9 protein-coding genes and 1 tRNA gene are annotated in these 12,386 nt (G+C 59.0%); 3 read left to right on the top strand and 7 right to left on the bottom strand.

The features are described from left to right. Positions 1–14: 14 nt before the first annotated feature. From ACVWSC_RS25035 to ACVWSC_RS25010, 6 genes are all read right to left on the bottom strand, one after another. A complete protein-coding gene (locus tag ACVWSC_RS25035) occupies positions 15–977 on the bottom strand; it encodes an IS30-like element ISPsme1 family transposase (protein WP_442107591.1) in 963 nt (320 codons plus the stop codon). Positions 978–1,160: 183 nt separating this feature from the next. Further along, positions 1,161–4,247 carry a TonB-dependent receptor domain-containing protein gene (locus tag ACVWSC_RS25030; RefSeq protein ID WP_442109809.1) on the bottom strand — a complete coding sequence of 1,029 codons (3,087 nt, stop codon included), beginning with the start codon at positions 4,245–4,247 and terminating at the stop codon, positions 1,161–1,163. Between the two features lie 173 nt (positions 4,248–4,420). Next, positions 4,421–5,401 (bottom strand): FecR family protein, encoded by a 981-nt coding sequence (locus ACVWSC_RS25025; RefSeq protein ID WP_442109807.1) that lies wholly within the window; start codon positions 5,399–5,401, stop codon positions 4,421–4,423. Between the two features lie 43 nt (positions 5,402–5,444). Beyond that, the gene (locus tag ACVWSC_RS25020; protein ID WP_442109805.1) at positions 5,445–5,942 is read right to left on the bottom strand and encodes an RNA polymerase sigma factor; all 498 of its coding nucleotides are present in this window, start codon (positions 5,940–5,942) and stop codon (positions 5,445–5,447) included. A gap of 252 nt (positions 5,943–6,194) precedes the next feature. Next, positions 6,195–6,271 (bottom strand) — tRNA-Met (locus ACVWSC_RS25015). A gap of 77 nt (positions 6,272–6,348) precedes the next feature. Continuing rightward, positions 6,349–6,948, bottom strand: coding sequence for a FecR family protein (locus ACVWSC_RS25010; protein ID WP_442109803.1), 600 nt, complete (start codon positions 6,946–6,948; stop codon positions 6,349–6,351). Positions 6,949–7,117: 169 nt separating this feature from the next. Here ACVWSC_RS25010 and ACVWSC_RS25005 point away from each other — a divergent pair, with 169 nt between their 5' ends. The 3 genes from ACVWSC_RS25005 (at position 7,118) to ACVWSC_RS24995 (ending at position 10,653) form a co-directional block, all read left to right on the top strand. Continuing rightward, positions 7,118–8,335 (top strand): MFS transporter, encoded by a 1,218-nt coding sequence (locus ACVWSC_RS25005; protein WP_442109801.1) that lies wholly within the window; start codon positions 7,118–7,120, stop codon positions 8,333–8,335. A gap of 343 nt (positions 8,336–8,678) precedes the next feature. After that, on the top strand, positions 8,679–9,836 hold the full coding sequence (locus ACVWSC_RS25000; RefSeq protein WP_442109799.1) for an MFS transporter: 1,158 nt from the start codon (positions 8,679–8,681) through the stop codon (positions 9,834–9,836). Positions 9,837–9,909: 73 nt separating this feature from the next. Then, on the top strand, positions 9,910–10,653 hold the full coding sequence (locus tag ACVWSC_RS24995) for a FadR/GntR family transcriptional regulator (RefSeq protein ID WP_442114369.1): 744 nt from the start codon (positions 9,910–9,912) through the stop codon (positions 10,651–10,653). Between the two features lie 71 nt (positions 10,654–10,724). Here the strand turns inward: ACVWSC_RS24995 and ACVWSC_RS24990 are convergent, their stop codons facing one another. Continuing rightward, a complete protein-coding gene (locus tag ACVWSC_RS24990; protein ID WP_442109797.1) occupies positions 10,725–12,308 on the bottom strand; it encodes an aldehyde dehydrogenase (NADP(+)) in 1,584 nt (527 codons plus the stop codon). Positions 12,309–12,386 lie beyond the last annotated feature (78 nt).

Below are 12,386 nucleotides of genomic sequence, written 5' to 3'. Positions count from 1 at the left end.
GTTCATCCCTGAATTCAACACATAAGTGCAACGCTCGCCCCTGCATAAACTTCGTACGGCGTCTTCCAGCCCAGGCGTTTTCGCGGGCGTAAATTGATCTTCGTTACCACGCGACTGACCGCCTCGACGGTCAGCTTGCTGAAGTCGCCGCCCTTGGGAAAATACTGCCGGAGCAGGCCGTTGGTATTTTCATTAGTGCCTCGCTGCCAGGATGAATAGGGTTCTGCAAAAAAGACTTGGCACTGGCTCCGATGCGCAATGCGTTCATGCCCGGCAAACTCCTTCCCGTTATCCAGCGTCAGCGTGTGAACAGCATGCCCCTTGAGCAACAGATTGATCGCCCGCGTTACCTGCCGGCGCGTCCTGCGCTTGACCGGATAGGCGCTCAGGTAGCCGCTTTTACGATCAACCAGCGTGACCAGATTGCCGCCTACGCCATGCACCGTGTCACCCTCCCAATCACCTAGACGCTCGCGGGCTTCGACCTCAGCAGGGCGCTCGGTTATCGATACGCGATTACGCAACTGTCCGCGCCGGTCGTGGCTTCCGTAGCGTTTTCGGTACAGCTTCCTGCGGTGCCGCAAATACTTGTATAACTCGCCACCTGCGTGTTTGTCGGTGGCGATAAACCGATAAATCCACTCGTGACTGACCGCGCGCTCCGGCTGCTCTTGCTTCAGGCGCTGAGCAATCTGCTCCGGGCTCATACCGTGTTTTAGCCAGAGCGGCAGATAATGGCTGAACCACGTTAATGGCTTGCAGTGCTTGCGCGCCTGCGCTCGACGGGCATCACTTTCATGGGTCGCAGCAACCGCTTTGTAGGTCTTCTGGGAGCTGTTGCGGCGAACCTCACGACTGATCGTCGAGGGATGTACGCCAACCTGTTTCGCGATGCTTGCCTGGCTTTTTCCGGCGCTCAGACCGGCCTCAATCTGGTAACGTTGGCCCTGAGTCAGCTGCCGGTAATGCGTAGTCATCTGCGCTTGAATCCTTCGGTGTGAGAGCCTGGATTCTACCGGTGGCTGACTCTCTGCCTATCGTTTCAAACGTTGCACTTATTCTATGAATTCAGGATCCATTGATTAATTAAAGTTAATTCAACACGTCAAGCATTTGCCAAGCAGCTTTTCAGCCTCCCATGTAGTACCCCTCCCCGAAATTTAGAAAGTAGTGGTAAAGCCGATTTTCAACGTTCGACCTGGTGCGGGCATGGCCGAGCGCGTCAGTGGGTCGATGTAATAAAGGTTGGTCAAGTTGGTGCCGGTCAACTCTATGGAAGCGTCGTCGCTCAACTTGTAATTTATGTAGGCGTCATAAGTAATGATGTCGTCCCACGACATCGGCGTGTTCAGGTAGTAACTGACCATGGCGCTGCTGCCATAGTTGTTATAGAACTTGCTTTCGTGTTGTTTGTAATAAATGGCCCGCCCGCCAACTTCAAGTTTTCGCTCGAAGAATCGTGCCCCAACCCCCAAGTTGGCTGACCATTCAGGCATGGCCATACTCACAAGATAACCACCGACAAAGCCGTCATCCACGCAATTGGGTGTAGAGCCGCTCGGGTCAAGCATGATCGCAGAATGTTCATCACAGACTTTATTCTTCAGGACATGGCCGATGCTCATGTCAGTGAATACGCGTCCATTGTCATATCGGCCCTGAAACTCCAGGCCAGCGGTGGTCTGCTTTTCGAGGTTTTCGAAACGCATCATCGGGTCGCGCTCGATTACATCCTTGGTGGTGTTGTGGTAGTACGTCAGCTTGATGTCGGCAATTTCACTGCCGCCGAGGCCGGACAAGTTGTGGACGTAGGCGACCTCATAGTTGCGCGCATGCTCCGGTTTCAACCCCCACGGGTTGGTGGAAGAAGAGAACCCGACGGTGCTTTCAAACATGCTCGGGTAACGCAGTGCTTCGCTGTAGCGAAGGTACAATCGGCCATTTTCGGAGGTGTAGAAGGTGGCAGCGAGCGAAGGCGTCCAACCGTGATCTTTCTGGTGTTTAGCGCTTACATCTTTCTCGTAGAAAATGGGGTTGCCGTTTGCATCTACATCACCGTAGTTGTATCCATGGTTGCTGCATGAAATAAGCTTTTCACGCGGGTCCTGAAAATTTGCGCAAGGGTTGTTGTTGCGAGAGTACTTACCTTTGCCATTGTTTTCCCAGGCGGCTAGATGCTGGGTTTCTTCAATGAAAGAGGTTTCTGATTTGATTAAATTGATTGCCTCTTGCCGCTGTGCTTCGGTGAGGCCGAACATGTCCCAGAAGAATTGGTTGTCTTCAATCGTCTTGTCAATTTTTGCTTGCCGCTCAGCGCTCGTAAGTTCCTTTCTTGTGGTGTAAGCAACCTGCGTTCCGGTTGCCACGGTAGCGGTTGTTTTTCCGTCCTTCTCCTGGCGCTCCTTCAAGTAATCATCAAAGGCCCAGTACGAGGAATAACGCATCCCGGCATTGAATCGGGCAAAGCTCACCGGGTGCCAATCGAAGTTGAAGTTGTATTCCTGTTCTTCCCTGCGTCCTTTGCGTGGATACATACGCAAAGTGGTGTTGATGGCCGTGTCGTAGTAGTCGTCGCTGGAGCCCAGCTTTTCATGCTGGTAGCTGCCACCCAGGGTCAAGTCGAGGCTGTCGAGCAGTTTTAACTTGTTGCTGACGGTCAGGCCGACACGGTCGTGCTTGGCGTTGGCTATCGCGGTGTTTCTGAACACCGGGTCGGTCATGGTGGTGTGGTTTGGCACGCCGCCGCTGCTGTAGGTATCGCTGCGGGTGTTGGTTGCCCAGAGGTTGGAGTAGAAATCCACCCACGGGTTACCCTCAGGCTTGAGTTTGTATTCCAGGTTGTAGGCTTTGCTTTCCACATGGCTCAGCGGCCACTGCGGCACGCCATGGGTCGCGGCGTCGAACAGGGTGCCGGGCGAGAAGAAGGAGATCCGCGACGGCAGGATTTCACCGTACAGCGCATCGGTGTCGCGGTAGCCGAATTCCAGCGACTGGTCTTCATCGATCTTGAGTTTGGCTTTGCCCAGCCACGACTCCATCTTGCTGGAGGTGTTGGGTACTTCATTGCCCGGTTTGTAGATGTTCGCCAGGTTGGGAATGTGGTCCCAATGGCCGTTCACCTTCTTGCCGGTTGAATAGAAGTCGCTTTTGTTCTTGCCCGCGTAGTGGTTGCCTTTTTCCCGGTAGGCGTAGGCGGTCAACAGCTCGAACTTTTCCTGGCGGGTGGCCAGGGCCAGGCGATAGGCATAGTCGTCACTGGACAGTAGATCGTTGCTGCTACTGGTGCGCGGTTGTTTGTACAGCGAAGGGTCGAAGTAGGAGTAGATCGGAACGTGCTGATAGTCTGGGCCTGGCATTTGCCCGGTCATCAACGTCGGCAGCTTTGGCGAAACCGAGTTGTTACTGCCCTCGATCTTGAATTCACCACCGTACTCAAGGCCTTCCTTGAGCACGTCATCGACGTTGATGGTGCTGGCCACCACCGCGCCGCCGACGCCGCTGTAGACGTTACGCTCCATGTTAGGCCCCTTGATCACCTTGATGCTGCCGATCAGGTTGGGGTCGATATAGTTGCGGTTGTTGGCGCCGTTGTAGCCCCGGTACACGGTCAGTGCCTGCTCGGTGCCGTCGATGGTCAAGGGTACCCGGCCCGGGCCCTGAATGCCGCGGATGTTCGGGTCCAGCGCGCCGCTGTTACGGGCGTCGCCGCTGTAGACGTTGAGCATGCCCTTGAATAGGTCGGCGGGGGCGGCGCCTTTGTAGCGTTCGATCTGCTCCTTGCCGGCGTACACCGAGGAGATGTCCTGATCGTAGATGTCGTTGTAGCCCTTTACGTCGCGCGACTCCTGGTATTCGGCGCCGTGTACGTAGGTGGGGTGCAGGTCGCCTTCTTCAAGGCCTGAGGCACCTGCACCGGACTGCACCTGAATGACCGGGCGATCGGGTTGGCCGGTGACGTTGAAAGTGACGGCTTTGTTCGCCAGCAATTGCTGTAGCGCCGCTTCCAGAGAAAGGCGACCCTGAACCGGATTGCCATACGCGCCGGCGAAGTTGCTGCTGCCGATGTACAGTTCGGCACCGGCTTGACGGGCCAGCAGCACCAGCGCTTCATCCAGCGCCAGCGAGGGGATGTTGAATGCGTGGAGTGCGCCCTGGGACGATGCGTGCGTTGCACTCATGTTCGGGTTGGCGTGAACGGCGCCAAGTGTGGCGGCATCAGCGATCACTGCTAAAACGGCTAACTGCACGCCCAGGCTCAGGCGGGTGCGCTTTGAAAGCTTGCGCTTGTTGTTATTCCCTTGCGTTTGCAAAACCGGCCTCACTAAAAGCAAATAAGATTTATTTACGTGTAGTGAGAACGGTGCAGCGGAAAAAACGCAATAGATCGTTATGATCTATTGTTATTGTTTTTTATTCTTTTTTAGTAGATCAGGGTGAACCCAGGCAGGTCGATGATCCGTGCATGGGCCTGCGCCGCCAGACGCTTGAGGGCGTCGTCGAGGTTATCCAGGCGCATCACCGCGCTGATCTGAACATTACGCAGGGCATCGCCCCTGACCATCACCAAGCCAGCACGGTAGCGATTGATGCGTGCCACGGCATCGGCGAGCAATTCGCGTTGGAACACCAGGCGGCCTTCCTGCCAGCTGGCCAGCTCGTCCGGGCTGACATTCAGCGGCACCAGGCCGGAACTCGGGCTGAAGCGCAGGCTCTTGCCTTGATCGAGCAGGGCAGAGCCGGCAGCGTCTTCCAGCTCGCGATGGGTCAGATCGACCTCGACCTGATGCTGCAGCACACCCACCCAGCCTTCGCGGTTGTCGCCCACACCGACCAAGTATTGCGTGCCGCGTGCAGTGATATCGGCGCCTGCGGTGCGTACGGTGAAGGGGCGGCGTTCCTGATCCGTCACCGGTGCGGGAGTGAATACCGCCTCGCCCTGGCTCAGGCGCACCAGCCGGGTCTGATCGTCGTAGGTCACATTGAGGATGCTGTGGCTGCCCAGTTCCACCTGGCTGCCATCGGCCAGGGTGATCTGCTGGGTTTCGCCAAAGCCGGTGTGATAGTCACTGCTCAGTGCTTGTAGCCAGAAGGGCGGGGCCAGCAGCATCCAGCAGCCCAGGGCCAGGGCGGTTGCAGCGCTGCCGGTGGCGAGAGGTAACTGAAACCAGCGCGGGCGTGGCGGGCGCTGAGGTTTGCTGTATCCGGGCAGGCGCTTGAGCTGTGCAGTGGCCTTCCAGGCGCGATTCGCTCGCTCAGCAGCAGCGGCATGCAGAGGGTCGGCCGCCAGCCAGTGCTGGAATGCCTTTTGTTCGCGCGCCGACAGCCGTCCTTGACGATGGCGCACCACCCATTCGGCAGCTTCCTGCTCTATCGGGTCGATATTCTGTGGAGAAGCATTCACGGTGTTGTCTGGCTACCTTATCGCTTTTTATCGTACACAAGGCCTAGCCTTCTGGGCCTGGTTCCAGCTCCCTGCCGATTTTAGCCAGGGCCATCGCCATGTGTTTTTGTACAGAGCTTGTGGAAATCCGTAAATAGCGCGCGGTCTCTTTGTGGGTCATGCCTTCGACACGCAGCAACAGGAACACATCGCGGGTGCGTGCAGGCATGCGTTCAAGCAGGTTCTCCAGGTGCTCCAGTTCCAGCGCGTCGATGGCCTGTTCTTCAGGGCGGCTGCTTTCGTCGACCAGGGTTTCGAAAAACGCCGTGGCATCGGTGTCGAAGCGTTTTTCACCGTAGCGCCGATAGTGATCGATCATCAGATTGTGGGCGACCCGGAACAGATAGGACGGCCCGCGAAGAACGCTCTCCAGGTTATCCAGTTGAGCGAGGCGTAGAAAGGTTTCCTGCACCAGATCCGCCGCCAGGCTTGGCGTGCATTTTTTGCGCAGAAGGTAACGGTGCAGAGCAGATGAATGTTGGGTGAACAATTTTTCCAGCACAGCAGCGCTTTCCTTTGCTCGGGCGGGACCGGGAGAGGGCTGGAGTATAATGACAATCTTTCTCATTAAGCCAGCATTGCGTTGGCTTGATGCTGTGTCTGTAGGAGCGGGCTTGCCCCGCGAAGCGATGTGTCTGGAGGGTCGCCATCGCGGGGCAAGCCCGCTCCTACAGGCAGTGCAAGACGGTATCTCCCACAAATCGCAGACGCAAAAAAAAATGGCCTACCTTGCGGTAAGCCATTTTTCGGTACTTGGTGGCTACACAGGGACTTGAACCCCGGACCCCAGCATTATGAATGCTATGCTCTAACCAACTGAGCTATGTAGCCAAGTGGCGCGCATTATTCGCTTTAAACGGACACCTGTCAACACTCTTTTTCAAAAAAATAATCGTGTGATCAATTGCTTAGCGGACAGGGGGCTTGGAAGGCTGGCCGTCACGCCAGGCCAGCAAGCGTTCGGCATCGACTTTTTCCGCCTGGCCCAGGCTCGCACCCCGGACGATCAGGCGCTGGCCCTGGCTGAGCAAGCGTTTTTCACCATATTGGCCAATGACTTCCAGCTTGCCCTTGAGCAAGATCACTTCGTCGTGGTCACGGCCGCGGCTGGCTGACAGGTGAGTGCCAAACACCTGAATCCGGCTGTCGCCGAGATCGACCTCAAAAGGGCGACCATCAAGCATCACATTGATGAACACCTGGCCTTGAACAACGCGCACCTTGCGCACCGCTCCGCGCAAATCGACATTCACTGCGCTGGCGCCGTCCAGCGTCAGCCGCGAGCCATCGGCCAACTGGATCTGCCGACGTTCGCCCGGGGCGGTGGCGACATCACTGATCAGCCGTTGCAGGTAGGGCAGTTGGGTAAACACGAGCAATCCGGCGGCCAGTAACACACCGGCAGCGATCACCCAGCCTAGCCAGGCGCGTGGTGCTTCACGTCGTTTTGCCTGGCGTATCCGTGTACCAGGGCCGGTCGAGGGTACGGAAGTGGGCGATGAATTCATGGCGGACGCAATGCTCTGAGCAGGGACCAAGGGCCGAAAACCGGAAGGATGCTATAGCTAGTGAGAATCATTAGCAAGAATGTAGGTGTGACGCTCGTCGAAAAGAATCGTGCGCTTGCTAACGAATTCTGGATAATTGGATCCCAACCACCGGATGGAAGACTTTGTCATGGCTGTAAGCAGTGCCTCGTCCCTTTCGCCCGCAAGTGCCACGACTGCGCAGAGCAGCCCGCTGGTCATGCGGATCATCGCCGCCTGCGCTCTGGCGCATCTGATCAATGACTTGATCCAGGCCGTGCTACCGTCGATCTATCCCTTGCTCAAGGACAACTACGGGCTGACCTTTGCCCAAGTGGGGATGATTACCCTGACCTTCCAGATCACCGCGTCGTTGCTGCAGCCGTGGGTGGGCTTTTACACCGACCGCAAGCCGATGCCGAATCTGCTGCCGCTGGGCACCCTGTGTACCCTGGTGGGGATTGTCATGCTGGCGTACGTCGGCAGCTTCCCGATGATTCTGCTGGCTGCAGCACTGGTGGGCATTGGCTCTTCGACCTTCCATCCGGAAACCTCGCGGATTGCCCGGCTGGCCTCGGGCGGACGATATGGTCTGGCGCAGTCAACCTTTCAGGTGGGCGGTAACGCCGGTTCCGCGTTCGGCCCGTTGTTGGCGGCGGCGATCATCATTCCATTCGGCCAGGGCAATGTGGCCTGGTTCGGCTTGTTTGCCGTGGCGGCGGTGTTGGTGACCTACGCTTTGAGCCGCTGGTATCGCGAGCACCTCAATCTATTCAAAGCCAAGGCCGGGCAGGCTGCAACCCATGGCCTGTCGCGCGGGCGGGTCACCGGGGCGCTGGTGGTGCTGGGGCTGCTGGTGTTCTCCAAGTACTTTTATATGTCCAGCCTCACCAGCTACTTCACCTTCTACCTGATCGAGAAGTTCGACCTCTCGGTCGCCAGCTCGCAACTGCATCTGTTCCTGTTCCTCGGCGCGGTGGCGGCCGGGACCTTCTTTGGCGGGCCGATCGGTGACCGTATCGGGCGTAAGGCGGTGATCTGGTTCTCGATTCTCGGCGTGGCGCCATTCACCCTGGCGCTGCCGTACGCCGACCTGTTCTGGACCAGTGTGTTGAGCGTGATCATCGGCTTTATCCTGGCCTCGGCGTTCTCGGCGATTGTCGTGTATGCCCAGGAACTGGTGCCGGGTAACGTCGGCATGATCGCCGGGATTTTCTTCGGCCTGATGTTCGGTTTTGGCGGTATCGGCGCGGCATTGCTTGGTTACCTGGCCGACCTCAAAGGCATCGAGTACGTCTACAGTGTTTGCTCGTATTTGCCCCTGTTCGGTTTGCTGGCGATCCTGCTGCCGTCTACCGCCAAGCGCTGAAGGCTCAAGAACGGGCTATTGACGGGTGGCATGGCTTCTCCTAGAGTGCCGCCCATTCCTTCCTGTGTAACCGACGTATGAGCCGCTTCAGCCTTACATTCGCGCAACCCCAGCCGGTCGTCCTGACCCGTTGCTGCGATTGGCCGAGCGATACTGTGCTCAAGCGTCGGCGCAGCGTGCTGTTCGCCTTTACTTTTTCGCCTCACCTCCACACCTGCTGAGTTGGCGGCTGCACGCCCGGCCTTTTGCCGTGGCGGTGTTCGTCCGCATCTGAACTGTTTTGCTCATGTGTGCGCCTGCGCAGGCGCGATGTCGCACCTGCGCCGGTAAGTGTGGAGTGGTAATGAATACGCGTTTGTTGGTGGGTTTGTTGTTCGCTGTTTCGGTGGTCGGTTTCAGTCTTGGGGCGAGCTTGCCATTGGTGTCGCTGCGTTTGCTCGATAGCGGCGCCAGTACCTTGCAGATCGGTATTCTCTCGGCGATTCCAGCGGCGGGGATGATGCTCTCGGCGTTTATGGTCGATGCCTGTTGCCGACACCTGACGCGGCGCAATATCTACCTGCTGTGCTTCGGCTTGTGCGCGCTAAGCATCGGCCTGCTCGAGTGGGCGTTCTCTTCGATCTACCTGCTGGCGCTGCTGCGCCTGGGCTTGGGTATTGGCATGGGGATCGCAATCATTCTTGGCGAGTCCTGGGTCAATGAGCTGAGCGAGGAGCACAACCGCGGCAAGATCATGGCGCTGTATGCCACCGCCTTCACGGGTTTTCAGATGCTCGGCCCGGCGATGTTGGCGTTGCTGGGGGCGCAGAGCCCTTGGGTAAACGCGGTGGTCACCGGCTGCTATGGTCTGGCGTTGCTGTGCATCGTGCTGACGGTGCCCAACGATCATGTCGAACATGGCGAGGATGCCGACAAGAGCTTCTCGCTGGCAGGCTTTTTCCGTGTCGCCCCGGCGCTGTGCATGGGCGTGTTGTTCTTCTCGTTCTTCGATGCGGTGATTCTGTCGCTGATGCCGGTGTATGCCTCCAGTCACGGCTTTGCCGTGGGCGTGGCGGCGTTGATGGTGACGGTGATCCTCACCGGCGACATGCTGTTCCAGTTGCCCTTGGGCTGGCTCGCAGACCGCAGCGAACGGACCCTGGTGCATCTGGTGTGTGGCGTGGTGGCGATGCTGATCGGCCTGGCATTGCCTTGGTTGCTGCAGGTGCAATGGCTGCTGTGGCCGGCATTGGTGGTGCTCGGTGCGGTGGCGGGTGGGGTGTACACCTTGGCGCTGGTGCTGATTGGTCAGCAGTTCAAGGGTCAGGACCTGGTGACCGCCAACGCCAGCGTCGGGCTGTTGTGGGGTGTGGGCAGCTTGATCGGGCCATTGCTCAGTGGCGCGGCCATGAATGTCGCACCACATGGCCTGCCGATGGCGCTGGCGATCATGGCTGCGTTGTTCGTGTGCTTCGCCCGCAGCGCCAACCGCAAGGCGTACCGGCTGAAAACGGCGCAATGACACGGGTGCATGTGATCGTACAACCAATTGCGCTATGATCCGGATTGAAGAATATTCGGGACAGATGTTCGATATGAAAGACCAGAGCGCACTGCCACGCGCCCGCAGAAAACCGCGTAGCCTGGCCCAGGAATTGGTAACGATCCTCACCGAGCAGATCCGTGATGGCCATCTCAAGCGCGGCGATAAATTGCCGACCGAGTCGGCGATCATGCAAGAGCAGGGTGTCAGCCGCACCGTAGTGCGCGAGGCGATCTCGCGCTTGCAGGCAGCCGGTCAGGTGGAAACCCGCCATGGCATCGGCACCTTTGTGCTGGATACGCCGAGCCCGAGTGGTTTTCGTATCGACCCGGCCACCATCGTTACCTTGCGTGAGGTGTTGGCGGTGTTGGAGTTGCGCATCAGCCTGGAGGTCGAGTCGGCAGGTTTGGCAGCGGCGCGCCGCAGTGCCGAGCAACTGGCGGCGATGCGTGATGCGCTGGATGCCCTCAACGAAAGCGTGGCCCATGCCAGCGATGCGGTGGCATCGGATTTTCAGTTTCATCTGCAGATTGCCATGGCCACGGGCAATCGTTACTTCACCGACATCATGACTCACCTGGGGACTAGCATCATCCCGCGCACCCGGTTGAACTCGGCGCGTCTGGCCCATGATGACCAGCAGCATTACATGAGCCGGCTCAGTCATGAGCATGAAGCCATCTATGAAGCGATTGCCCGTCAGGATGCCGAAGCGGCCCGTGCGGCGATGCGCCTGCATCTGACCAACAGTCGCGAACGCCTGCGCCTGGCGCACGAACAAGCCGAAGCCATGTAGGCGCGGGCTTGCCCCGCGATAGCGGTGTATCGGTTACATCGCTTCGCGGGGCAAGCCCGCTCCTACGGACATCAGGCGATTGAGGCGGTTGACCACTCGCCGTTGACCAGGCGCTTCAAGCCCAGTGGGTTGCTGTTGCGCAGGGCTTCGGGCAGCAAGGCTTCAGGGTAGTTCTGGTAGCACACCGGGCGCAGGAAGCGGTCGATTGCCAGGGTGCCCACCGAGGTACCGCGCGCATCGGAAGTCGCCGGGTAAGGGCCGCCATGCACCATGGCGTCACAGACTTCCACCCCGGTCGGGTAGCCGTTGACCAGGATGCGTCCAACTTTTTGCTCCAGCAAAGGCACCAGCCATTGATAGGCCTGCAGGTCGCTCGCCTCACCAATCAAAGTGGCAGTCAGTTGCCCGCGCAGACCCTGCAAAGCGGCCTTGAGTTCGGCGTCGTCAGCGGCTTCAACAATGAGGGTGGTCGGGCCGAACACTTCTTCCTGCAGCAGTTCATCACCGTTGAGCAGCAGCGCTACATCGGCCTTGAACAGTTGCGGTTGGGCTTGGTTACCTTCTTGTGGCCGGCCTGCCAGGTGGGTAATGCCTGGGTGCGCGTGCAGGTGCTCCACACCGTTGCTGTAGCTGCGCAGGCCACCGGCATTGAGCATGGTTTGCGCGGCCTGGCTGGCCATTTGGCTTTGCAGCTGCGCCTGGAATGCGCTGAAGGCGGGTGAGCGTACGCCCAGCACCAGGCCTGGGTTGGTACAGAACTGACCGCAACCCATGACCACCGACGCCGCCAGTTCCGTGGCCACGGTTTCGCCGCGGCTGGCGAGGGCCTGTGGCAGCAGAATCACTGGGTTGATGCTCGACATCTCGGCAAACACCGGAATCGGTTGCGGGCGTTCGGCTGCCATTTTGCACAGGGCATTGCCGCCGCTGAGCGAGCCGGTGAAGCCGACCGCCTGGATGGCCGGGTGTTTCACCAGCCATTCACCAACACCCGCGCCGAAGATCATGTTGAACACACCCTTGGGCATCGCAGTGCATTCGGCCGCGCGCGTGATGGCGCAGCCGACCAGGTCGGCCGTGGCCATGTGGCCGCTGTGTGCTTTGAATACCACCGGGCAACCGGCTGCCAGGGCGGCGGCGGTATCACCGCCAGCGGTGGAGAAGGCCAGCGGGAAGTTGCTGGCGCCAAACACCGCAACCGGGCCCACGCCGATGCGCATCTGCCGCAGATCGACCCGGGGCAGCGGCTTGCGGTCCGGCAGTGCCAGGTCGATGCGCGCACCCAGGAAGTCGCCACGCTGCAGCACCTGGGCGAACAGGCGCATCTGGCCACTGGTGCGGGCACGCTCACCCTGGATACGCGAGGCGGGCAGTGCGGTTTCCTGGCAGACAATGGCCACGAAGTCATCGCCCAGGGCATCCAGTTCGTCGGCGATGGCCAGGAGAAACTCGGCGCGACGGCTCGGGCTCAGCTGGCGATATTCAACAAAGGCCGCTTCGGCGGCACGTGCGGCACTGTCCACTTCTGCTTCGGTGGCCTGGATGAAACTGAACGGCAAGGCTTCGCCGGTGCTCGCGTTGAGGCTTTGCAGTTGTTGTGTGCCTGCAGCACTGCGTGCCCCGGCGATGAAGTTGTGGCCAAGAACGATGGACATGAAGATCTCCGGGTTCTGTAGGTAAGGTTTGATAACTGACGTCGTATAACATGGCTGACATTGAGGCCAACTGCCTTG

The organism is Pseudomonas sp. NUPR-002, from assembly GCF_056322725.1.
The sequence above is the reverse complement of the archived record's forward strand: the minus strand, read 5'-3'. Positions and strand labels throughout refer to the sequence as shown.